20 protein-coding genes, 1 pseudogene and 1 riboswitch are annotated in these 21892 nt (G+C 72.5%); of the genes and pseudogenes, 9 read left to right on the forward strand and 12 right to left on the reverse strand.

The genetic code is table 11. From position 1 onward, the window contains the following. From AB0G01_RS00005 to typA, 3 genes and pseudogenes are all read right to left on the reverse strand, one after another. Positions 1 to 211, reverse strand: a pseudogene (locus AB0G01_RS00005) (ABC transporter family substrate-binding protein); the annotation flags it as partial. A gap of 301 nt (positions 212 to 512) precedes the next feature. After that, positions 513 to 2201 carry an ABC transporter family substrate-binding protein gene (locus AB0G01_RS00010; protein ID WP_360937526.1) on the reverse strand — a complete coding sequence of 563 codons (1689 nt, stop codon included), beginning with the start codon at positions 2199 to 2201 and terminating at the stop codon, positions 513 to 515. A 197-nt stretch (positions 2202 to 2398) separates the two neighbouring features. Continuing rightward, entirely contained in the window at positions 2399 to 4300 is a 1902-nt protein-coding gene (typA, locus tag AB0G01_RS00015; RefSeq protein WP_360937529.1) for a translational GTPase TypA, read from the reverse strand. Between the two features lie 162 nt (positions 4301 to 4462). On the opposite strand from typA, the gene AB0G01_RS00020 reads away from it, so the two are divergent. Next, positions 4463 to 4618 (forward strand): hypothetical protein, encoded by a 156-nt coding sequence (locus AB0G01_RS00020; RefSeq protein WP_360937532.1) that lies wholly within the window; start codon positions 4463 to 4465, stop codon positions 4616 to 4618. Between the two features lie 43 nt (positions 4619 to 4661). Here the strand turns inward: AB0G01_RS00020 and AB0G01_RS00025 are convergent, their stop codons facing one another. Then, positions 4662 to 4961 carry a YciI family protein gene (locus AB0G01_RS00025; RefSeq protein WP_360937535.1) on the reverse strand — a complete coding sequence of 100 codons (300 nt, stop codon included), beginning with the start codon at positions 4959 to 4961 and terminating at the stop codon, positions 4662 to 4664. Between the two features lie 194 nt (positions 4962 to 5155). Between AB0G01_RS00025 and trpS the strand changes: the two genes are divergently transcribed. Next, positions 5156 to 6121, forward strand: coding sequence for a tryptophan--tRNA ligase (gene trpS, locus AB0G01_RS00030; RefSeq protein WP_360937538.1), 966 nt, complete (start codon positions 5156 to 5158; stop codon positions 6119 to 6121). A gap of 210 nt (positions 6122 to 6331) precedes the next feature. Here the strand turns inward: trpS and AB0G01_RS00035 are convergent, their stop codons facing one another. From AB0G01_RS00035 to AB0G01_RS00045, 3 genes are read right to left on the reverse strand one after another with little or no spacing between them, the layout of a single operon-like run. Beyond that, positions 6332 to 7159, reverse strand: coding sequence for an NUDIX domain-containing protein (locus tag AB0G01_RS00035; protein ID WP_360937541.1), 828 nt, complete (start codon positions 7157 to 7159; stop codon positions 6332 to 6334). Between the two features lie 16 nt (positions 7160 to 7175). Beyond that, the gene (locus tag AB0G01_RS00040) at positions 7176 to 8444 is read right to left on the reverse strand and encodes an ATP-binding protein (protein ID WP_360937544.1); all 1269 of its coding nucleotides are present in this window, start codon (positions 8442 to 8444) and stop codon (positions 7176 to 7178) included. Then, on the reverse strand, positions 8441 to 9163 hold the full coding sequence (locus tag AB0G01_RS00045; protein ID WP_360937547.1) for a response regulator transcription factor: 723 nt from the start codon (positions 9161 to 9163) through the stop codon (positions 8441 to 8443). The genes AB0G01_RS00040 and AB0G01_RS00045 overlap by 4 nt, the downstream gene beginning before the upstream one ends. Positions 9164 to 9319: 156 nt before the next feature. Here AB0G01_RS00045 and AB0G01_RS00050 point away from each other — a divergent pair, with 156 nt between their 5' ends. The 4 genes from AB0G01_RS00050 to AB0G01_RS00065 all read left to right on the forward strand — a co-directional run bounded on the left by AB0G01_RS00050 (position 9320) and on the right by AB0G01_RS00065 (position 13107). Beyond that, positions 9320 to 10447, forward strand: coding sequence for a DUF2092 domain-containing protein (locus tag AB0G01_RS00050; RefSeq protein WP_360937550.1), 1128 nt, complete (start codon positions 9320 to 9322; stop codon positions 10445 to 10447). Between the two features lie 84 nt (positions 10448 to 10531). Further along, positions 10532 to 11542 carry an ABC transporter ATP-binding protein gene (locus AB0G01_RS00055; protein WP_360937553.1) on the forward strand — a complete coding sequence of 337 codons (1011 nt, stop codon included), beginning with the start codon at positions 10532 to 10534 and terminating at the stop codon, positions 11540 to 11542. Next, on the forward strand, positions 11542 to 12375 hold the full coding sequence (locus tag AB0G01_RS00060) for an ABC transporter permease subunit (protein ID WP_360937556.1): 834 nt from the start codon (positions 11542 to 11544) through the stop codon (positions 12373 to 12375). The genes AB0G01_RS00055 and AB0G01_RS00060 overlap by 1 nt, the downstream gene beginning before the upstream one ends. Before the next feature lie 174 nt (positions 12376 to 12549). Then, positions 12550 to 13107: a GNAT family N-acetyltransferase gene (locus tag AB0G01_RS00065; protein WP_360937559.1), complete on the forward strand. Its 558-nt coding sequence runs from the start codon at positions 12550 to 12552 to the stop codon at positions 13105 to 13107. An 82-nt stretch (positions 13108 to 13189) separates the two neighbouring features. Here AB0G01_RS00065 and AB0G01_RS00070 read toward each other — a convergent pair whose 3' ends face one another. The 3 genes from AB0G01_RS00070 to AB0G01_RS00080 all read right to left on the reverse strand — a co-directional run bounded on the left by AB0G01_RS00070 (position 13190) and on the right by AB0G01_RS00080 (position 16938). Beyond that, positions 13190 to 14272 (reverse strand): ABC transporter ATP-binding protein, encoded by a 1083-nt coding sequence (locus AB0G01_RS00070; RefSeq protein WP_360937562.1) that lies wholly within the window; start codon positions 14270 to 14272, stop codon positions 13190 to 13192. After that, positions 14273 to 15820: an iron ABC transporter permease gene (locus tag AB0G01_RS00075; protein ID WP_360939804.1), complete on the reverse strand. Its 1548-nt coding sequence runs from the start codon at positions 15818 to 15820 to the stop codon at positions 14273 to 14275. It lies immediately after the preceding gene. Between the two features lie 83 nt (positions 15821 to 15903). After that, positions 15904 to 16938, reverse strand: a complete 1035-nt coding sequence (locus tag AB0G01_RS00080) for a thiamine ABC transporter substrate-binding protein (RefSeq protein ID WP_360939806.1) — start codon at positions 16936 to 16938, stop codon at positions 15904 to 15906. Next, a riboswitch (TPP riboswitch) is annotated at positions 16926 to 17042 on the reverse strand. It overlaps the preceding gene by 13 nt. A 33-nt stretch (positions 17043 to 17075) precedes the next feature. Between AB0G01_RS00080 and AB0G01_RS00085 the strand changes: the two genes are divergently transcribed. Continuing rightward, positions 17076 to 17369: a 4a-hydroxytetrahydrobiopterin dehydratase gene (locus AB0G01_RS00085; protein WP_360937565.1), complete on the forward strand. Its 294-nt coding sequence runs from the start codon at positions 17076 to 17078 to the stop codon at positions 17367 to 17369. Here AB0G01_RS00085 and AB0G01_RS00090 read toward each other — a convergent pair. Both AB0G01_RS00090 and ychF read right to left on the reverse strand, forming a co-directional pair. Beyond that, positions 17325 to 18530, reverse strand: coding sequence for a mannosyltransferase (locus AB0G01_RS00090; protein ID WP_360937567.1), 1206 nt, complete (start codon positions 18528 to 18530; stop codon positions 17325 to 17327). The genes AB0G01_RS00085 and AB0G01_RS00090 overlap by 45 nt on opposite strands. A 320-nt stretch (positions 18531 to 18850) precedes the next feature. Next, a complete protein-coding gene (gene ychF, locus AB0G01_RS00095; protein WP_360937570.1) occupies positions 18851 to 19930 on the reverse strand; it encodes a redox-regulated ATPase YchF in 1080 nt (359 codons plus the stop codon). A 79-nt stretch (positions 19931 to 20009) separates the two neighbouring features. On the opposite strand from ychF, the gene AB0G01_RS00100 reads away from it, so the two are divergent. Both AB0G01_RS00100 and AB0G01_RS00105 read left to right on the forward strand, forming a co-directional pair. After that, positions 20010 to 21278: an AlkA N-terminal domain-containing protein gene (locus tag AB0G01_RS00100; RefSeq protein ID WP_360937573.1), complete on the forward strand. Its 1269-nt coding sequence runs from the start codon at positions 20010 to 20012 to the stop codon at positions 21276 to 21278. Beyond that, the gene (locus tag AB0G01_RS00105; protein WP_360937577.1) at positions 21275 to 21781 is read left to right on the forward strand and encodes a methylated-DNA--[protein]-cysteine S-methyltransferase; all 507 of its coding nucleotides are present in this window, start codon (positions 21275 to 21277) and stop codon (positions 21779 to 21781) included. Before AB0G01_RS00100 ends, AB0G01_RS00105 begins: the two co-directional genes overlap by 4 nt. Positions 21782 to 21892 lie beyond the last annotated feature (111 nt).

A 21892-nucleotide genomic window follows, 5' to 3' on the forward strand; every position in this document is an offset into this window, starting at 1 on the left:
GGAAGCCCTCTTCGATCGCCACCGCGATCTCACCGATGTCGTCCACCTTCGGACGCTTGAACAACTCGTCCTGACCACCGATCTTGCCGGGGTCGGCGTTCTGCGGGCTCCCTTGATCTCCCTCGCCGGCACCGCCGCCACCGCACGCACTCAGCACGAGTGCGGCTCCGGTCAACAGCGCGAACGCCGAGACAGCCTTTGATCTCCTCATCGACACGTGCCCTCCTAGCACTGGGTTGGAGCGCCCGTTTGGGTCTAACTCCACCCATAACCGAGATGTGCCAAACGCGCCCCGAACCGACACACCGTTGCAGCACGATAAGAACCAGCCGCGATCAGGGTCACGACCCATCGGCCGATCGTGACCAAAGGGTGACACGCTGGTTGCAGCAAGCGACTCTGCCGTTACCGCGCGGGAGCGTTCGTTAACCGGACCCCAGGAATACTGTCAATATTGACCGGGGTGCGCATCCGGAGCTTGGGTGAACTCACCCAATTAGCCGAGTCAACGGTCAACGACCGTCCCGCCGCCACGTCGCGGCGTCGCTCAGCGGCCCCGCGAAGGGGGCTCCGGCGGTCACGTTCCGGGCCTGCGGGAGGACCACCAACAGGTCCGCTACCTGGAACAACGGCAGCGCGACGGCCTGCTGCCAGAGCACCGGCTCGACCCGGGCCAGGACGTCGGACAGCAGCACCTCGCCGGTCAGCGCCTCGTCGATCGAGGTTTGCACGGACTGATCACAGAAACCGGAGGGATTCGCCGGAATGGGTGTACCGGAGTCCCCCGACGAGGTGCGGCAGCCGAACGCGGAAGCGAGCGTCGTGGCCGAATCACCGGTGTCCACGCGCGGCACGACCGCAATGTCGACCACCTCGGCGTTGTTTGTCGCCGTGCCGGAGAGATCCCGTCCGAACAACTGATTCGGGGGCGTTGTAAGGAGCCGTCCGGCGATTCCGGACAATGACAGTTGACGTTGCACCTGGCTCGCGACGGTCACATACGGCTCCACCCCGGCGGGCGCGGCGATGGTGAGCGAGAGTTGTTTGCCGTCCCGGCCCCACTGGCCGTTCTGCTGGGTGTAGCCGGCCTCGGTCAGGAGCTGGGACACCGGGGTGGGGTCCGGCTGGTAGGTGGGCAGGTAGCCGGCCTTGCTGGGGGGCACGACCTGCGAATCCGCCCGGAGCTGCGCGCTCGGCCCGTTGCGGCTGCCGATGGCGATCAGCTCGTCCCTGTTCAGGGCGTTGAGCACGGCCTGGCGGACCCGGACGTCGGCCATCTGCGGCGCGGCCGGCCGGGCCAGCACCTGCACGACCTCCCCCCGGGGTGCGACGGACGTCGTCAGGGGCGTTGTCCGGCCGAGTTCCTCGATTTCTTTCAACGTGACGGCCTCGGCGCGGATCAGCGCGGCCTGGTCGTCACCCGATCTGAGGGCACCGATCGTGTCGTGCTGGCTCGCCCGGCGCAGCACCACGCGGTCCAGGGCGGCGGGCCGCTCCCAGAACCGGTCGTTGCGCTCCAGGACGATCTCGCCGCGCGGCTGGTCGAGCGTGCGGACCGCGAACGGGCCGGCGCTCGCCGGGAAGCTGTCGGTCAGCGCGGCGGCCCACCCGCCGGGCGCGTCCTTGAGCACGTGCGCCGGCAGCAGGTTCGAGAACAGGCTCCGCCAGCCCGGGTAGGGGGAGCCGAAGACGACCTCGACCACCTTGCCGCCCTCGCGCGAGGCGATGTCGGTGATCAGCCGGTAGCCGGCCGGGTCGACCACGCCGGGCTCCTCGCGCATCCGCTCCCAGAGGTAGACGAAGTCCTCGGCGGCGATCGGCGCGCTGTCCGACCAGGAGGCGTCCCGGCGGATCGTGTACGTGACCGTGTACGGCTCGGCCTTGGTCACCTCGGCGCTCGCCAGCAGGTCGAGGTCCATCCTCGGGCTGCCGTCGGCGTTCGCCCGGAAGGCGCTGGGCAGCAGCAGCGACGACAGCGCGGTGGCGATCGTGGACCGGCCGGCCAGCGTGTGCGGGTTGTAGCCGCCCTTGATGTCGTCCACCCCGACGACGACCTCGTTCAGCTTCTCCTTCGGGACGACGGTCATGCCCGGGGTCGACGGCACCAGCGGAGGAGGGGGCGTGACCGAGCACGCCGACAGCACGAAGAGCGCGACCACCGCGACGGCCGCGCGCACGCGCGTCCCCCCAGACCGAGTCATGCGCACGAGACTGCCAGAGTTTGACGGCCCCTCCACCGCCGGGGCGGCCCGGTCGTCCGCCGGCGCGACCGCCCGGGGCGCGACCGCGCGGTCGCTCCTTATTAATGGGGGCTGCTGCGCACATCGGCCGCGACACCGCCCTGAACAGCGAAAACGCCCCCGACGACGAGCGTCGGGGGCGTTCGCGGAACTCCGGGTCAGCCGCGCAGCTTGTTGCGGTTGCGCTCACGACCGCGCTGGTTGGCGTCCAGCGTGACCTTCCGCACCCGGACGACCTCCGGCGCGACCTCGACGCACTCGTCGGCGGCGCAGAACTCCAGCGCCTCCTCCAGCGACAGCCTGCGCGGCCGGGCCAGCGTCTCCATGACGTCGGCGGTGGACGTGCGCATGTTCGTCAGCTTCTTCTCGCGGCAGACGTTCACGTCGAGGTCCTCGGCGCGCGGGTTCTCGCCCACGACCATGCCCTCGTACGCGTCCGCGCCCGGCTCCACGAAGAACGTGCCGCGATCGGCGAGCTGGATCATCGCGTACGCGGTGATCGAGCCCGACCGGTCGGCGACCAGCGAGCCGTTGTGCCTGGTCCGGATCTCGCCGGCCCACGGGGCGTAACCCTCGGACACGGCGTTGGCGATGCCGGTGCCCCGGGTCTCGGTGAGGAACTCGGTGCGGAACCCGATCAGGCCGCGCGACGGCACGACGTAGTCCAGCTTGATCCGGCCGCTGCCGTGGCCGGCCATGTTCTCCATCCGGCCCTTGCGGTTGGCCAGCAGCTGGGTGATCGCGCCCAGGTGCTCCTCGGGAGCGTCGATGGTCAGCCGCTCGAACGGCTCGTGCAGCTTGCCGTCGACGGTCCTGGTCACCACCTGCGGCTTGCCCACGGTCAGCTCGAAGCCCTCGCGGCGCATCTGCTCGACCAGGATGGCCAGCGCCAGCTCACCGCGGCCCTGCACCTCCCAGGTGTCGGGGCGCTCGGTGGGCAGCACCCGCACCGACACGTTGCCGACCAGCTCGGAGTCGAGCCGGGCCTTGAGCACGCGGGCGGTCAGCTTGTTGCCGCCGCCGCGACCGGCCAGCGGCGAGGTGTTCACACCGATGGTCATCGAGATGGCGGGCTCGTCGACGGTGATCCGGGGCAGCGGCTCCGGGTTGTCCACGTCGGCCAGCGTGTCGCCGATGGTGATCTCCGGGATGCCGGCGATGGCGACCAGGTCGCCCGCCCGCGCCTCCTCGGCCGGGACGCGGTCCAGCGCCTCGGTGATCAGCAGCTCGGTGATGCGCACCTTCTGCACCGAGCCGTCCTCGCGGCACCACGAGACCGTCTCACCCTTGCGGATGCGACCGGCCTCGATCCGGCACAGCGCGATCCGGCCCAGGAAGGAGGACGCGTCGAGGTTGGTCACCAGCGCGCGCAGCGGCGCGTCGGCGTCACCGGTGGGCGCGGGGATGTGCGTGAACAGGACGTCGAACAGGACGTCGAGGTTCTCCTCGTCCGGCAGGCCGCCGTCCTCGGGCTGGGTGAGGCTCGCCCGACCGGCGCGGGCCGAGGCGTAGACGACCGGCAGGTCCAGCACGGAGTCGTCCGCGCCGACCTCGGTGGCCAGGTCCAGCAGCAGGTCGTGGGCCTCGTCGACGACCTCGGAGATCCGGGCGTCGGGGCGGTCGACCTTGTTCACCACGAGGATCACCGGCAGACCGGCGGCCAGCGTCTTGCGCAGCACGAACCGGGTCTGCGGGAGCGGCCCCTCGGAGGCGTCGACCAGCAGCACGACGCCGTCGACCATGGACAGGCCGCGCTCGACCTCGCCGCCGAAGTCGGCGTGACCGGGGGTGTCCACCACGTTGATGGTCACCGCGCCGTCCGCCGTGCGGCGGCGCACGGCCGTGTTCTTGGCGAGGATCGTGATCCCCTTCTCCCGCTCCAGCTCGCCGGAGTCCATGACCCGGTCGACGAGCTCGGCACGTTCGGAGAAGGCACCGGATTGGCGGAGCATGGCGTCCACCAGGGTGGTCTTGCCGTGGTCAACGTGCGCGACGATCGCGACGTTGCGCAGGTCGTTGCGGACCAGCGTTTCCTTGATCGACGCGGTGGCCGTGGGCACGCGGAACTCCTAGAGCTGTCTGTCGAGGATTGGCAGGCGCCGGACAGAGAACGCGCGCAGCCTCCTGACAGCGTACCGCTCCGGTAGTCAATACCACACACGAGCGCGGGGTGAGGTCAGCCTCACCTAGTGTGAGGTCACCCGAACGAGGGGAGACGACGCGTGGGCAAGAGCAAGGTCAAGAAGAAGTGCTGCCGGTCGAAGCCCCGCTGCGCGCGGTGCCCGGTGACGGCTCTGCTCAAGGCGCGGGCGAAGGCGCTCAAGAAGGAGGAGAAGGCGGCGAAGGCGGCCCGGAAAGCCGCGAAGAAGGCCGCTTGATCCCACGCCACCCGGCGGACCGGGTGGCGGGTCCTGACGCACGTCAGGTCAACGCGGCTTCGTTGACCTTGGCCAGCTCCGGTGCGGTCCTGGTGGCCTGGAACTCCACCACCCGGTGGCGGACGAGCTTCTGCACCGCGAAGGGATCGGTGGCGAGCAGCGCGTCGAGCTTCCCGCGCGGCATGGGCCGCGCGATGATCACCCCGCCGACGCGGGGCACCTGACGACCGGACGCGAGGAAGTAACCGGCTTCATACTGCTTGTTCAGCCAGTCCACGTGGTCCGCCAGGGTGTAGTCGACTTCGTCCAGTGGCTTGATGTACTCCAGCAGCACGATGTACATAGACAAAATGTAGACCCGTGACACACAGGTAAAACACGATATGATCGCGGCTATGCGCACTCTTTACCCGTTCTGGTGGTCCGCCTTGCGGCGGCCCTGAGAACTGTGCGTTGACGAAACGCCGGCCGCCCCGCTCGGGCGGCCTTCGTGCGTTCTGGGGCTGGTCGGGTGGGCACACTCGAAGGGAAGCCACCATGATCAGGCTGTCTGCGATCACCCCGTCCGGTCCCGTGCAGTTGGGCAACTACCTGGGCGCGATCCGCCGGTGGGCCGCCGAGGGCACCGATGAGGACGTGTACTTCATCAGCGACCTGCACGCGATGACGAACTCGCACAACCCGGCCCGGTTGCGCGCCCTGACCAGGGAACAACTGGCCGTGCTGATCGCCGCGGGGGTCGATCCGCGCTCCGTGTCGGTGCAGTCCGACCTGGTCCGCGAGCTGGGCGCGCTGACCTGGGTGCTGGAGTGCACCTGCACCTACGGCGAGGCCGCGCGGATGATCCAGTTCAAGGAGAAGTCGGCCGGCCGGTCGTCGGTCCGGTTGAGCCTGCTCACCTACCCGGTGCTGATGGCCGCCGACATCCTGCTCCAGGGTGCGCACGAGGTCCCGGTGGGCGACGACCAGGCGCAGCACGTGGAACTGGCGCGCGTGCTGGCCCGCCGGTTCAACGGCACCTACGGCGAGGTGTTCGTGATGCCGAAGTCGGTGGTCCCGCCCACCGCCGCCCGCGTCCGCGATTTGTCGGACCCGTCCCGCAAAATGGCGAAATCCGCAAAGGACGCGGCCGGCACGGTATTCGTGCTCGACTCGCCCGACCTCGTCCGGCGGAAGATCAAGCGCGCCGTGACCGACGACCTCGGCGTGGTCCGGTACGCGCCGGAGGAGCAGCCCGGGGTGGCGAACCTGCTGGAGATCCTCGCCGCGTGCACCGCCAAGGACCCGGAGGAGATCGCGGCCTCGCTGTCCGGTTACGCCGAGCTGAAGGACACCGCGGCGGAAGCGGTGGTGGAGGAGCTGCGCGGCGTGCGGGAGCGCACGCAAGCCCTCCTCGACGACCCGGCCGAGCTCGACCGGGTGCGCGCGCACGGCGCGGAGCGGTCGCTGGAGCGCTGTCGGCACCGCCTGGACGCCGCGCTGCGCATGTCCGGACTGGGCTGACCCCGCTCGGGGGGCGTTCGCCGGGGCCGGCGGACGCCCCCGGGTGTACGGGCCGTGCCGCCGTCGGCGAGGGGTGTCGCGCTACAGGTGTGAGCGGTCGCGGGAGACGTTGTCGGTCGGCACCTGCGGGCCCGGCTTCCTGATGTCGACGTGGACCGGGTCACCGGGCGCGGCGTGTCCGTGGCGGTGCACCGGAGCGCCCCCGGAGCATCACACCTGGTCCGGCGGGTCCAGCAGGCCGTGCAGCTCGGGCAGCACCACGCGGTCGGCGGGCAGCCAGGCCAGGCCGTCCAGCTCGCCCGCACCCACCCACCGCACCTCCGGGTGGTCCAGCGCCCGGGGCTCGCCGCTCACCAGGTCGGCCCGGTACACCCGCAGCAGGTGGTCCGACCGCAGCGGGATGTCCGGCCCGAGCTGCCCGCCGGCCTCGACCCCGACCCCGAGTTCCTCCGCGCACTCCCGCACCACGGCCGCGCGGTCGTCCTCCCCCGGCTCGACCCGCCCGCCGGGCAGCTCCCAGCCGCCGGCGAGCTGCGCCGGGTAGCCGCGCTGCTGCACCAGCAGCAGCCCGTCGCGCACGATCGCCGCCGCGACGACGACCTTGGCGTCCACCAGCTCGCGGCTGCGCGCCGACACCGCCCGGGCCCGCGCCTGAAGCACCTTCAGCGCCAGTCCGCGACCCACGATGACGTCCGCCAGCCGGCCGAACGGCCCGCCGGGGCTGGTCCACTCCACCGAGTCGACCACCATCGTCCCGCCGCCGGTGTGCAGCAGGTCGGTGATCAGCACGAACCTCGGCAGCGGCCCGCCGACCAGCTCGGCCGACACGCCGGTGGTGTCCGCCCGGGTGACCAGCAGGGTCCCGTCGACCGGCCCGACCGAACCGGCCAGCTCCGCGCCCGCGTACAGCACCGGGCCACCGCCGATCCGGACGCCGAGGCCGCGGATCGACCGCGCCAGCAGCCGGGCGTCCAGCAGGGCCGCGGCGACCGTGCGCAACGGGGCGTCGACCAGCGTGGTCGCTCGGAGCTCGGGCACGGGGATGATCCTGCCATCACCGGTACGCGGGCCAGCGCACCTCCAGGCGAGCACCCCCCTCGGGCGACTCCATGGCCCGCACGGTGCCCTTGCGCCGGGTCACCAGGTGCGCGACCAGCGCCAGCCCCAGCCCGAACCCGCCCGTCGCCCGGCCTCGGTCGGACTCGACCCGGTAGAACCGGTCGAACACCTTCTCGCGGTGCTCGGGCGGGATGCCGTGGCCGTCGTCGTCCACCACCAGCCGGATCTCGCCGGGCGCGGGCAGCACCGAGATCCGGATGAAGGTCTCGGCGTACCGGCCGGCGTTGCGGATCAGGTTGTCGAGCACCAGCTCGACCTCGGACCGGGCCACCTGGATGAGGCACGCGGTCATCGGCGCGTGGACCGTGACCAGCAGCTCGCTCCTGGGCACCCGCAGCACCGCCGCCTGCGCCTGGAGCACCACGTCGACGGGCTCGACGCGCGGCAGGTCGCCGGTGTCCGCGCGGGCCAGCATGAGCAGCGCGTCCACCAGGTTCGACAGCCGCTCGGACTCCTCGACCACGGACTCCAGCACCTCGATGGAGAAGTCCGGGTCCGGGTGCGCCACCGCCACCTCGGCCTGCGCGCGCACGGACGTGACCGGGGAGCGCAGCTCGTGGGCCGCGTCGCCGGTGAACCGGCGCAGCCGCTCGCTGGCCTCGTCGCGCCTGGCCAGCAGGGCGTTGAGGGCTTCGGCGAGCGCCTGGAGCTCGTCCCGGGTGGGCGGCACCGGCAGGCGTTCGCCGGCGGGCAGCTCGCCGGCCGCGATCCGCATCCGCTCCACCGGGCGCAGCGACGACCGGACGGCGAACCAGGTCGCGATCCCGACCAGGCCCGCGACCAGCACCGCGGCCACCGCGAGCCACCTCGTGCCCAGGTCGTTGGCCCGCCCGTAGCCGACCAGGGTGTCACCGGTGACGTGCAACCGCGGCGTGCCGTCGGGGGCGAACACCACCCGGCCGATCCAGCGGTGGGCGCTCGCGCCGTCCACCCGGAGCACCTTCTCCCCCGACTTGAGCTGCCGGATGTCCTGCGCGGTGAGCTCGGGCCGGGGGCCGCCGTCCAGCGGGGTGCCCGCGATGTCGAGCACCCGCACGGTCGCGGTCCGCTCCAGCTCGGCGTCCACCGCGCGGACCTGCACCATCCCGATCAGGCTCGGGGCGAGCAGGGTCAGCGCGAGCAGGCACAGCAGGGCCACGCCGGTCGCCACGACGGTGATCCGGAACCGCAGCGAGCGCCGCAGCCACCAGCGGTGCGGGCTCACCTGCGGCGGGCGGCCGTCGAGTCCAGCGCCGCGTCCAGGTCGGGGGTCGAGGCCAGGTAACCGTGACCGCGCACGGTGCGCACCACCTCCCCCGCGCCCATCGCGTCGAGCTTGCGCCGCAGGTAGCCGACGTAGACCTCCACCGCGTTGCGGGTCGCGGCCTGCTCGTCGCCCCAGACCGTGCGCAGCAGCTCGTCCTTGGTGACCACCGAGCCCGCCCGGCCGGCCAGCACGTCCAGCACGGCGTACTCGCGCGGCGAGAGGCTGACCGGCTCGCCCGCCCAGCTCACCTCGCGCACCGCGCGGTCCACCACCAGGTCGCCGAGCTTGAGCCTGCGCCGCGCCAGGTCCGACTGGTTGCGCCGGAGCAGCGCCCGGACCTGCGCGACCAGCACCACGAAGCTGAACGGCTTGACCAGGTAGCCGTCCGCACCCAGGTCCAGGCCGTCGGCCTGGTCCACCTCGCCGTCCTTGGCCGACACCATCAGCACGGGCGTCCGCACCCCTTCCGCCCGCAGCCGCTGGAGCACCCGGTAGCCGCTGAGCCCCGGCAGCATGATGTCCAGCAGCACCACGTCGAACGCGCCGGTCAGCGCCACCCGCAGGGCGTTCGGGCCGTCCGCGGCGGTGACCACCTCCATGCCCTCGGCGGACAGCCCGCGTTCGAGCGCGCGCCGCACGCCCACCTCGTCGTCAACTACCAGCACCCGTGGCCTCACGCACCACAGGATGCCCGCAAAGGGGGACAATCGGCGCACGATCCTCAGTCCGTTCTCAGCGTCGGGATCACTCTCAGCCGTATCTCAGCCACGCCGGAGGAACGTCTGTGGTGTCGGACCGACGCCCGGTCGGCCGACGCGCTTGGAGGAGGGGACATGAACCGGAGAAGGGTGACCGTGGCCGCTGCGGCGGTCGGCGTGGTCGCCGGAGCCGCGGGCCTGGGGGTGCTCGCGCTGCCCGCCGGGGCGGGTCCCGCTCCCGTCCTGCCGGACGTGAGCGCGGAATCGCTGGTCGAGTCGGTGCTGACCGCGAAACCGGCGGCGTTCGGCGGCGCGGTGGAGGTCCGCAACGACCTCGGCATCCCCGCGCTGGCGGGTCTGCCGCAGTTGTCCGACGGCGAGTCCAAGTTGCGCATGTGGACCGACGGCGAGGGGCGGGTGCGCGTGCAGCTCCCCGCCGGCGACGCCGAGCGCACGTTCGTCGACGACGGCCGGACGGGCTGGCTGTGGAACTCGGCCGACCAGGTGGTGACGAAGCTCCCGCACGGTTCCGCCGGGCAGCCGAAGATCGACCTCGACCAGGACCGGGACGGGCAGCTCCCGCCGGACCCGGTGTCGCTGTCGCGCGAGGTCGTGGCGAAGGTCAAGGAGTTCAGCGACGTCACGGTCGACGGCACGGCCCGCGTGGCCGGGCGGTCGACCTACGAACTGGTGCTGACGCCGAAGCCGACCGAGCGCACCGTGCTGCGCGAGGTCCGGGTGGCGGTCGACGCCGAGCTGCGGGTGCCGCTGCGGGTGGCCGTGCTGACCAACGGCACGAACAACCCGGCGGTGCAGGTGGGCTTCACGGACCTGACCGTGGGTCCGCAGGACGCTGCGCTGTTCTCCTTCACCCCGCCCCCCGGGGCGAAGGTCGCGGAGGCGGCGGTCCAGAAGCCGTCCGACGAGGAGAAGGCGCTGGCCGAGGGCGTGCTCGCGGAGGCGGCTCCGCAGGTCCACGGCGAGGGCTGGGACGTCGTGCTGACCGCCAAGACCCCGGCGGGCGCGCTGCGCGTCCCGGCGGGCCAGGAGGGGTCCGGCGACCGGCCGGGCCGCGGTGAGCGGGACGACGTCGACGTCCAGGGGCTGCTCAAGCAGTTGGGCAAGCAGGTCAGCGGCCCGTGGGGGAGCGGGACGCTGATCACCACCAAGGTCGGCGGCGTGCTGTTGGCCGACGACGGCCGGGTGGCGTTCGGCCCGGTGCCCGAGCAGGTGCTGACCGAGGCCATCGCCAAGGTCAAGTGATCACCGGGGTCGACGCCCGCGACGGGCGTCGACCCCGCCCACCGCCGGGCCTTTCCGGCGGACTAGTCCAGGGGAGAGAACCGCATGACCACCTCGACCAGCGTGCGGGCGGAGCCGGCCGACACCGGTGCCGCCCCGGCCCTCGTCGTCCGGACGCGGGGGCTGCGCAAGGTGTACGGGAGCACCGTGGCGGTGGACCGGGTGGACCTCGACGTGCCGAAGGGCGCGGTGCTCGGGATGCTCGGCCCCAACGGGTCGGGCAAGACCACCACGATCCGGATGATGCTCGGGCTCGTGCGACCGACCGAGGGGGAGGTCGAGCTGTTGGGCCAGGCGCTGCCCGACGGTGCCGCCGCCGCGCTGCCGCACGTCGGCGCGCTGGTCGAGGGGCCGGGGTTCCACCCGTTCCTGTCGGGGCGGGAGAACCTCCGGCGGGTCGCGGCGTTCGAGCCGCTGCTGGCCACCGGTTCGATCAAACAGGCGGTGGAGGACGCGCTGGAGCGCGTCGGCCTGGCCGCCGCCGCGCACCGGCGGTACCGGGGGTACTCGCTGGGCATGAAGCAGCGGCTGGGACTGGCGTCCGCGCTGCTGGTCGAGCGCAGGCTGATCGTCCTGGACGAGCCGACCAACGGCCTCGACCCGGCGGGCACCCGCGAGGTCCGCAACGTCATCGCCGAGCTGAAGGGCAACAGCACCAGCGTGGTGGTGTCGTCGCACCTGCTGAGCGAGATCGAGGCGACGTGCACCCACGTGGCCGTGCTGCACAAGGGCACGGTGGTCGCGCAGGGCGGCCTGGCCGAACTGCTCCAGGCCGAGAGCAGCGCCCTGCTGATCACCACACCGGACTGGTTGCAGGCGTTGAACGTGCTGCGCGAAGCCCGGATCTCGGCGCGCGCCGCGCAGGACGGGCTGCGCGTGGAACTGATCGGGACCACACCGCCGGCCGTGCTGGAGGCGCTGGTCAAGGGGGGCATCAACGTGTGGGAGGCGCGTCGGCAGCGCACCGGTCTGGAAGAGCTCTTCGCGCGGCTCACCGAGGCCGCCGAAGCAGAAGAGGGGCTGTCCGCCGTGGACACCGTCGAGGAGGGGGCGTGATGACCGCACTGGTCGCGACTCGGGCACCGCTGAGCCGCCAACTGAGGTCGGAGCTGCGGTGGATCGTGCGCCGGCCCCGGACGGTGATCGGCCTGTCGGCGCTGTGCCTGGTGCCGGTCCTGGCGGGCGTCGGCCTGTGGTTCGCCCTGGACGGTGCGGCCGGCGCGGGTCCCGGCCTGGCCGCGATCATCTCCGGCAACGGCCTGGTGCTGCCGGTGCTCACCCTGTTCCTGGCCCTCCCGCTGCTGCTGCCGCTGGTGGGTGCGATCTGGGCGGCGGACGGGCTGGCGGGCGAGACGCAGCACGGCACCCTGCGCGGCCTGCTGCTGTCCCCGGTGGGCAGGCTGCGGCTGCTGGCGATCAAGTCGTTCGGCGTCGCGACCATGACGCTGCTGGCGGTGACGCTGCTCGCCGTCGTCGGCACCGTCACCGGTGTCGTGCTGTTCGGCGGCGAGGGCATGCTCACGCTGTCCGGCACCACGCTGTCGCTGGGTTCCGCTCTCGCGCGGATCGCGCTGACCATCGGGCTGGTGACCGTCCAGGTGTGGGGCGTGGCGGCGATCGCGATGGCGATCTCGGCGTGCACCGAACACCCGCTGGTCGTGATGGCCGCGACCTTGGCCGGCGTGATCGTCTGCGGGGTGCTGAACGTGTTCACCGCGCTGGACTGGCTGCACCCGTACCTGATCACGTCGAGCTGGGAGAACCTGACCGACGTCATGCGCGACCCGCTGCCCACCGACGCGCTGTGGAACAGCACCGCCCTGGCGGGGTGCTACATCTTGATCGGCCTGTCCCTGGCGGCGATGCGCGTCGTGACCAAGGACAACTGATGACCTGAGTCGTTGCGGTGGACGCCCTGACGTGACGTCGGTGGTCGAAGGACTACCGACGCTGCACGCCGACCGGCCTGGGCGGCACGGGGCGGGGCGGTCGGCTGGGCAGGTGTACCGGCGTGTCGACAAATGCCCCGACAGTTTCGCGGTGCGTAGGGCAGGGTGTACCCCGTGTTCCTGGAGACCGAGCGGGTGACGCTGCGCGACTTCGCACCGTCCGATGTGGACGCCTTCGCCGACCTGCACGCCGACCCGGCCGTGATGCGGTACCTGGAGAGCGGCCGGCCGGTGGACCGCGCGACCGTGGTGCGGGACTTGCTCCCGCGCTACTTGCGACGGGCCAGTGGCTGGTGGGCCGGCGTGTCGAAGGCGTCCGGCGAGGTCGTCGGCGCGTTCGAGTTCCGCGAAACGGAACCGGGCGTGCGCGAACTGGGGTACCGCCTGCACCGCCGCCACTGGGGCGTCGGCTACGCGACCGAGGTGTCCCGGGCGTTGGTGGACAAGGGTTTCCGCGAGCTCGGCGTGCGCCGGGTGTTCGCGACGACCATGGCCGTCAACCGGAACTCCCGCCGCGTCCTGGAGAAGACCGGGCTCCGCTTCCGCCGCACGTTCTTCCAGGACTGGCCGGACCCGATCCCCGGTTCGGACCAGGGCGAGGTCGAGTACGACCTCACCCACGCCGAATGGTCCGCCGCCCGCATCCCGCACGAACCCGACCCGGCCGACTGACCCACCCGAACGGCACGGCCACCCGATCACCGCGACCCGATCACCGCGACTCGATCACGGTGACCTGATCACAGCTACCCGATCACGGTGACCCGATCACGGCGATGCCGTCGGGGTCCACCGCCAACCGCACCCGCGCGCCGATCTCCGGCGGGTCCGCGATCGCCGCCACCGCCTCGAACTCGCCGCCGAGCAACCCCCCGCCCTCGGATTCCCCCGCGCCCGCACCGGCCGACACGGCGGCGTCGGCTGCGGTGTCTGCTGCGGCGTCGGCGACGGCACCGGCCGGTGGCGCGGTGAGCCGGACCAGCAGGCGCACGTGGTCGCGGCGGTGGGCGCGTTCCAGGACTTCGGCTTCCAGCGGGCCGTTCGGGTCCACGTGCAGCGCCGTCGCCCGCAGTCCGACCCGCGCCGGGACGCCGACCAGGCGTTGCGCCTCCCTCGCCGCCAGCACCTTCCCGCACCCGAGGAACCGGGCGATCTCGACGTCCGCAGGCGAGCGCCACACCTCGGCCGGCGGTCCGACCTGCCGAATCCGACCGGCGCGCATCACGGCCACCCGGTCGGCCAGCGTGAACGCCTCGTCGTGGTCGTGGGTGACCACCAGCGCCGTCGCCCCCGCCTCCCGCAGCAGCCGCGCCAGGTCCACCGCCAACGACTCGCGCAACGCCCGGTCCAGCGCGGACAGCGGCTCGTCCAGCAGCAGCAGCCTGGGTCGGGGCGCGAGGGCGCGGGCCAGCGCCACCCGCTGCTGCTCCCCGCCCGACAGCTCGGTCACCTTCCGGCGCTGGTACCCGCCGAGTCCGACGAGTTCGAGCAGTTCCGCGACCCGCTTGTCCCGCGCCTCCCGCTCGACCCGGCGCATCCGCAGCCCGAACGCCACGTTCCCGGCGACGTCCCGGTGCGGGAAGAGCTGCCCGTCCTGGAACACCAGGCCGAACCCGCGCCGGTGCACGGGCGTCCCGGCCAGGTCCGCGCCGTCCCACGTCACGGTCCCGGCGGACGGGGCCTCCAGCCCGGCGACGGTCCGGAGCAGCGTGGACTTCCCGCACCCGGACGGCCCGAGCAGCGCCACGACCTCGCCGTCCCCGACCGCCAGGTCGACCTCCGACACCGCCGCCACGTCCCCGTACCGGACGCTGATCCCGTTCAGCCCCAACGACATCTAGAACTCCCCGCCGGCCGGCACCCGCAGCCGCTCGATCAGCAGCACCGCCGCCGTGGTCACCACCATCAACAACGCGCACGCCGCGTACGCCATCTGGCTGTTCAGCTCCCCCGGCCGCGCCATCAGCCGGGCGATCACCACCGGCAGCGTCGGCGCGTCCGGCCGGGCCAGGAAGCTCGTCGCCCCGAACTCGCCGAGCGCCACCACGAACCCGAACCCGGCCGCCGCGACCAGCGACCGCGACGCCAGCGGCAGGTCCACTTCGCGCCACACCCGCCACGGGCTCGCGCCCAGCGACGCCGCCGCCTGCCGCAGCCGCTCGTCCACGGCCCGCAGCACCGGCAGCACGATCCGCACGATCAACGGCGTCACCACCAGCGCCTGCGCCAACGGCACCAGCAACGGCGAGGTCCGGAAGTCGCCCGGCAGCGCGTCCATGGTGATCAGGTAGCCGAAGCCGACCGTCACCGCGGACACGCCCAGCGGCAGCATCAACGCGGTGTCCAGCGCCTCGGCGAACCACGACCCGTGCCGGCGCAACCCGACCAGCACCACGGCCGACACGACGCCGACCACCAGCGCCACCAGGGTCGCGTCGGTGGCGACCCGCACCGAGTTCACCGCCGCCTGCCACCCGGACACGGCGAGCGTCCCGCGCTCCCCCGTGCCGGCCAGCGCCCGGTACCCGGCCAGGCTCCAACCGTTCGCGGTGGACAGCGAGCGGACCACCAGGCCCACCACGGGCAGCAGCAGCGCGCACACGACGAGCCACGCCGTCGCGACCACGCCCCACTCGCCGCCGACCGGCCGCCGGGTGCTCTCCACCCGCAGCGACAGCGCCTTCTCCCGCCGCCGACGGGCCGCGCCACCCAGCAGCAGCACCGCGAGCACCGCCGCGAACTGCAACAACGACAACGCCGCCGCGCCCGACAGGTCGAACAGCTCGACCGTGCGGAGGTAGATCTCGGTCTCCAACGTCCGGTGGCGCGCGCCGCCCAGCACCAGCACCACGCCGAAACTGGTGGCGCAGAACAGGAACACGACCGACGCCGCCGACCCGATCGCGGGGGCCAGGGCGGGCAGCACCACGGAGGTGAACGCGCGCGGCCGGGACGCCCCCAGCGCCCGCGCCGCGTCCTCGGCCCGCCGGTCGACCTTCGCCCACAGCCCGCCGACGGTCCGCGCGACCACGGCGACGTTGAAGAACGCGTTGGCCAGCACGATCGGCAGCACCCCGCCGTCGGGCCACAGCGCCCGGAACGCCAACCCGACCACCACGGTCGGCAGCACGAACGGCACCATCACCGCCGCCCGCACCACGCCGGAGCCGCGCACCCGGCACCGGGCCAGCAGGAACGCCACCGGCAGGCCGGTGAGCAGCGCCAACGCCGTGGCCGCCGCCGCCTGCCCCAGGGTGAAGCCGATCAGCCCCCACGTGCGCGGGTCGACCAGCGCGGGCCACACGCCGCCGTCGCCCAGGCCGAGACCGATGATCGCGAGCACGGGCCAGGCGAAGAACACCCCGAGGAACGCCAGCGGCAGCAGGGCCGCGAGCGTCCAGCCCAGCCGCGCGCCGGGCCGCCGCCGGCCGGACGGGGGTCCGGCCGGCCGGGTCGCGCGGTCAGCGGTCAGCCCTGGACCAGCGTGCGCCACTGCTGGACCCACTGCTCGCGGTTGGCGTCCACCTGGTTCGCGGGCAGGGTGCGGGCCTCCGCCGGCAGGGGTGCGGCCTTGGTCCACGCCTCGGGCAGCGCCACGCCCTCGCGGGAGGGGTAGACGTACATCTTCCCGGGCACGTCGGCCTGGAACTCCTCCGACAGCAGGAAGTCCACGACCTTGCGCGCGTCGTCGGCGTTCTTCGCGCCGTTCAGCACGCCCGCGTACTCGACCTGCCGGTAGCAGGTGTCGAGCAGCGCCTTGGTGCGCGGGGTGCCGTCGTCACCGATCTCGGCGGACGGCGAGGACGCGTAGGACACCACGGCCGGGCGCGGCCCCTTGCCGCTGGAGCCGGAGAAGTCCTGGGTGTAGGCCTCCTCCCAGCCGCTGACCACCTTGACGCCGTTGGCCTTCAGCTTCGACCAGTACTCCGCCCACCCGGACTCGCCGAACTCGTCGATCGTGCCGAGCAGGAACGCCAGGCCCGGCGAGGACGTGGCGGGGTCCTCGACCACCAGCTTGTCCTGGTACTTCGGGTCGACCAGGTCGGCGTAGGACTTCGGCTCGCCCAGGTCCTTGAAGGCGGCGACGTCGATGTTCACGCACACGTCGCCGACGTCCACCGCGTGCAGCCGGTTCGGCGGGTCGAGCTGGTAGCGCTGCGCGCCCTGGCCCGCCTCGGGCGAGGCGTGCTCGGCGAAGACTCCCTCCTTCAACGCGCGCGACGCGAAGGTCGAGTCGACGCCGAACGCGACGTCGCCGAGCGGGTTGGCCTTGGTGAGCACCAGCTTGTTGGTCAGCTCGCCGGCGTCGCCCGAGGCCAGCGGCTTGACCGTGATCCCGGTCTCGGCCTTGAAGGCGTCGAGGACCTCTTGCGTGACCCCGAAGGAGTCGTGGGTGACCAGGGTCACCACCCGCTCGCCGGGCGGCGGCGGGTCCCCGGCGGTGACGGAGCACGCGGTCAGCGCGACCCCGGTGACGGCGGCGGTCAGCACGCGTCGAAGCATCATCTCTCCCTACACCGGCATGACCCGGATCAGGTGCGGACGGTCGAGGGCTTGCGAGCCCTCCTCTCAGCCCGGCGCAACACCGGACTCCCGTGGTGACCTCGCACCCTACGCGACGCGGTGGGACGATCGAGGACATGGCCGAGCTGCTGACCGACGATCAGGTGACCGCTGCCCTGTCCGCCCTGCCCGGGTGGACCGCCCAGGACGCCGCGCTCGTGCGCACGGCGGAACTGGCGAGCTTCCCGCACGCGATCCAGGTGGTGAACCGGGTGGCGGAGATCGCGGAGAACGACGACCACCACCCGGACATCGACATCCGGTGGCGCACGCTGACCTTCCGGTGCAGCACGCACTCCATCGGCGGGATCACCGCCCTGGACGTGTCACTGGCGGGCGAGATCGACGGCGTGCTCGACGCGCTCGGGTGACGTCCGCCGCAGCGCGACGGCGATCGCCACCAGCGTGAGCAGACCCACCGCCGGGTACACCCAGCCGAGCAGGGAGAGGTACCAGGGGCGCGGGATGATCCAGATCGATTCCTGGAGGATCAGCAGGATCGAGATCAGGTAGCTGCCGATCGCCAGCAGCCACGCCCACGCCGCAACCGTCACCAGGCGGTGCCGGGCGGTCCCGTGGACCAGCCACAGCAGGGCCGGGATCGCCCACACCCAGTGGTGGCTCCACGAGATCGGCGACACCAGCAGCCCGAGGAACTGCACGGTGACCAGCGTCGCCAAGGTGTCCCCGGCCTTGACCGCGGAGTGCAGCGCCCACGCCGCGAGCCCCACCGCGACGAGCGCGCCGACCAGGTAGACCGGGCCGGTCTGCACGTCGTAGCCGACGGTCCGGGACAGCGCGCCGCGCAGCGACTGGTTGATCGCCGACCCGACCGGGCCGACCCGGGTGGCGTCCCCGAGCAGCTCGAACCAGAACTGGTGGGACTGGCGCGCCGAGAGCAGGTAGCCGAGCCCGACCGTGCCCGCGAAGGCGGCGACGGACCAGGCGGCGGCCTTGAAGTTGCGGGTGACCAGGAAGTACAGGCCGGTGATCGCCGGCGTGAGCTTGATCCCCGCCGCGATGCCGACGCCCGCGCCGCCCGCCCACGAGCGCGCGCCGACCACCGTGCCGAGGAGCAGGGCGGCCAGGACCAGGTTGATCTGGCCGTAGTTGAGGGTGGTGCGGACCGGCTCGACCCAGACGAACAGCGCGGTCCACAGCATCGCCCGGCGCGGGTCGCCGCTGCCGACCAGGGTCAGCGACTTGCGCACCACGAACCACAGGCAGAACAGGCAGAGGAGCTGCCAGACCCAGCGCGAGGCTTCCCACGAGATCCACGACAGCGGCAGGAACAGGAACGCCGCGAACGGGGGGTACGTGAACGGCAGGGCGAACTTGTCCGAGAACTCGCTGAGCCGCCACTGGTAGAGCTCGCCGGTGAACAGCTCGGGCGAGCCGTTCCGGTAGACCATCAGGTCGATCATGGTCATCTGGGTCTGGAACGCCACCATCACCAGGTGGCCGGCCAGCGAGAGCCCGAACAACCACGGCGCGACGGTGAGGACCCGAGCCTCGACAGCTCGCAGGTTCACAGCCTGTACCTCCACGATCGTGTGAATTGCACGACTACCGGGCCACGAAACCGGGTACTCGGACGTCAAGACGAGTGGGAGATCAACGCAAGGGGATTCGCATGACCGCCGACATCGTCGTGTTCACCGTCGCAGCACTCGGAATGCTGGCCACCGCCGGGGGCGTGTTCGCCCTCGCCCGGCACAGCCGCAACCACGTGCGCTGACGCCGTGACCATCTGACATGGCAACCAGGGGCCTCCCGACGCACATCGTCGGGGGGCCCGTTCGTTCCGCGAAGGGCCCCGCACGCGGTCGCGGGAGGCCCTTCGCGGACCGGGTCAGACGTTGAAGCGGAACTCCACGACGTCGCCGTCCGCCATCACGTAGTCCTTGCCCTCCATGCGGACCTTGCCCGCCGCCTTCGCGGCGGCCATCGAGCCCGCTTCCACGAGGTCCGCGAACGACACGACCTCGGCCTTGATGAAGCCGCGCTCGAAGTCGGTGTGGATCACACCGGCCGCCTGCGGGGCGGTCGCGCCCTTCGGGATGGTCCACGCGCGGGACTCCTTCGGGCCCGCCGTGAGGTAGGTCTGGAGGCCCAGGGTGTGGAACCCGGCCCGCGCCAGGCCGTTCAGGCCCGGTTCGTGCTGGCCGATGGACTCCAGCAGCTCGCGCGCCGACTCCTCGTCCAGCTCCAGCAGCTCGGCTTCGACCTTGGCGTCCAGGAACACCGCGTCGGCGGGTGCGACCAGCTCGCGCAGCTCCTCGACCTTCGCGTCGTCGGTCAGGATGCTCTCGTCCGCGTTGAACACGTAGAGGAACGGCTTGGTCGTCAGCAGGCTCAGTTCGCGCAGCAGCTCGCCGTCCACTTCGGACTGCGCGTGGAACAGGGTCCGGCCGGAGTCGAGGATCTCGCGCGCCTTCACCGCGGCCTCCAGCGCCGGGCGGCGGTCCTTCTGGGTCCGCGCCTCCTTCTCCAGCCGGGGCACGGCCTTCTCCAGCGTCTGGAGGTCGGCGAGGATCAACTCCGTGTTGATGGTCTCGATGTCGGACGCCGGGTCCACGCGGCCGTCCACGTGCACCACGTCCGAGTCGTCGAAGACGCGGATGACCTGGCAGATGGCGTTCGCCTCGCGGATGTTCGCGAGGAACTTGTTGCCCAGTCCCGCGCCTTCGGACGCTCCCTTCACGATGCCCGCGATGTCGACGAACGACACCACGGCGGGCACCTCGCGCTCGGAGCCGAAGATCGCCGCCAACGTGCCCAGGCGGGAGTCCGGCAGCGGCACCACGCCGACGTTCGGCTCGATGGTCGCAAACGGGTAGTTCGCGGCCAGCACGTCGTTGCGCGTGAGGGCGTTGAACAGGGTGGACTTGCCGACGTTGGGCAGGCCGACGATGCCGAGGGTCAAACTCACGGTGGGTGAGTCTACGCGCCCGGACGCCGTGTCCGATTCCCGCGAGACCGCTGGTGCCGGCGGTGGCAGAGTGAGGGCCATGCTGCTCGACGCCGAACGCGCCTACCGGGCCGTCGCCGCCCGCGACGCCCGCTTCGACGGGTGCTTCATCCTCGCGGTGCGGACCACCCGGATCTACTGCCGACCGTCCTGCCCGGCGGTCACCCCCAAGCAGCGCAACGCCGAGTTCTACCCGACGGCCGCCGCCGCGCAGTCGGCCGGCTACCGGGCGTGCCGGCGGTGCCTGCCCGACGCCGTGCCCGGCTCGCCGGAGTGGAACCTCCGCGCCGACCTGGCCGCCCGCGCCATGCGGCTGATCTCGGACGGCGTCGTGGAGCGCGAGGGCGTGCCGGGCCTGGCCCACCGGCTGGGCTACTCCGAGCGCCACCTGACCAGGGTGCTGACCGCCGAGCTCGGCGCGGGACCGCTGGCGCTGGCGCGGGCCCACCGGGCGCACTCGGCGCGGCTGCTGATCGAGACGACGGACCTGTCCTTCACCGACATCGCGTTCGCCGCCGGGTTCGCCAGCGTCCGCCAGTTCAACGACACCATCCGCACGGTGTTCGCGTCCACGCCGTCGGACCTGCGCTCGGCGCGGTCGGTGGTGGGCGCGGCGGGCCGGATCACGCTGCGCCTGCCCTACCGGCCGCCGTTCGACGCGCCGGGGCTGCTGGCGTTCTTCCGGGCGTCCGCGATCCCGGGCGTGGAGCACGTGACGGACACCACCTACGCCCGGTCGCTGCGCCTGTCGCACGGCCAGGCGACGGTGATCCTCGAACCCGCCGCCGGGTACGTCTCGTGCTCGCTGCGGCTGACCGACCTGCGCGACCTGGGCAGCGCGGTGAGCCGGGTGCGCCGGCTGCTGGACCTGGACGCCGACCCGCAGGCCGTGGACGAGTTCCTCGGCGGCGACCCGGAGCTCCGCCCGCTGGTGCTGTCCCGGCCGGGCGTGCGGGTGCCGGGCAGCGTGGACGGGGCGGAAACCCTGCTGCGCGCGCTGGGCCACGGGTCACCCGGCGAGCCGCTGGACGTGCCCGACGGCGAGGTCACCCACCTGTACCCGGAGCCCTCGGCGGTCGACTCGCCGGTGGCGGCGGCGCTGGCGGACGGGCGGCTGGTGGTGGACGTCGGCCGGGACGTCGACGAGCTGCACGCCGAGCTGGCCGCGTTCCCCGGTGTCGGCCCGGAGCTCGCGCGGTACGTCGTGATGCGCGTGCTCGGCGCGCCCGACATACCCCTGACCACCGACAACGCGGCGTGGCGTCCTTGGCGCTCGTACGCCGCCATGCACCTGAGGAGGACCGCTTGAGCACCGCACACACGTCCACCCTGGAGACCCCGATCGGCCCGTTCACGGCTGTCGTCGCGGCCGACGGGGCCGTCCTGGCCAGCGGCTGGACCGCGTCCGTCGACGACCTGCTGCCGCAGGTGTCGCCGTCGCTGCGGCCGACCGCGCTGACCGAGCACCGCGACCTGGGCCAGGTGACCAGGGCGGTCCGCGAGTACCACGCGGGCGCGCTGGACGTCATCGCCGAGGTCCCGGTGCGCCAGCGCTCCGGCGAGTTCCTCCAGCAGGCCTGGGAGGCGCTGCGCGGGGTGCCGGCGGGCAAGCCGGTCAGCTACGCCGACTACGCGCTGCTGGCGGGCCGCCCGGCGGCGGTCCGCGCGGCGGCGACGGCGTGCGCCCGCAACGCGGTGACGCTGTTCGTGCCGTGCCACCGGGTGATCCGGACCGGCGGCGCGATCGGCAACTTCCGCTGGGGCGCGGACGCGAAGCGCTGGCTGCTGCGCCACGAGGAGCGGGCGGCGTAGCGGTCACCCCAGCCTGCCACAGGGGTACGACAGCCCGGCCCGCACCGGCCGCCGACCTGCGCCGACCCGCATACCGGGTTGGCGCGGGCCGGGTTTGCGGGTTCCCTGGGG

Origin of the sequence: Actinosynnema sp. NPDC023587 (assembly GCF_040640215.1) — a bacterium.
GTDB lineage: Bacteria > Actinomycetota > Actinomycetes > Mycobacteriales > Pseudonocardiaceae > Actinosynnema.

Bases quoted from the DNA above. Each gene is read 5' to 3' on its own strand.
- AB0G01_RS00010 (WP_360937526.1), bottom strand. From the start codon at position 2,201: ATGACTCGGTCTGGGGGGACGCGCGTGCGCGCGGCCGTCGCGGTGGTC.
- AB0G01_RS00025 (WP_360937535.1), bottom strand. From the start codon at position 4,961: ATGTACATCGTGCTGCTGGAGTACATCAAGCCACTGGACGAAGTCGAC.
- trpS (WP_360937538.1), top strand. From the start codon at position 5,156: ATGATCAGGCTGTCTGCGATCACCCCGTCCGGTCCCGTGCAGTTGGGC.
- AB0G01_RS00050 (WP_360937550.1), top strand. From the start codon at position 9,320: ATGAACCGGAGAAGGGTGACCGTGGCCGCTGCGGCGGTCGGCGTGGTC.
- AB0G01_RS00055 (WP_360937553.1), top strand. From the start codon at position 10,532: ATGACCACCTCGACCAGCGTGCGGGCGGAGCCGGCCGACACCGGTGCC.
- AB0G01_RS00060 (WP_360937556.1), top strand. From the start codon at position 11,542: ATGACCGCACTGGTCGCGACTCGGGCACCGCTGAGCCGCCAACTGAGG.
- AB0G01_RS00070 (WP_360937562.1), bottom strand. From the start codon at position 14,272: ATGTCGTTGGGGCTGAACGGGATCAGCGTCCGGTACGGGGACGTGGCG.
- AB0G01_RS00080 (WP_360939806.1), bottom strand. From the start codon at position 16,938: ATGCTTCGACGCGTGCTGACCGCCGCCGTCACCGGGGTCGCGCTGACC.
- AB0G01_RS00085 (WP_360937565.1), top strand. From the start codon at position 17,076: ATGGCCGAGCTGCTGACCGACGATCAGGTGACCGCTGCCCTGTCCGCC.
- AB0G01_RS00100 (WP_360937573.1), top strand. From the start codon at position 20,010: ATGCTGCTCGACGCCGAACGCGCCTACCGGGCCGTCGCCGCCCGCGAC.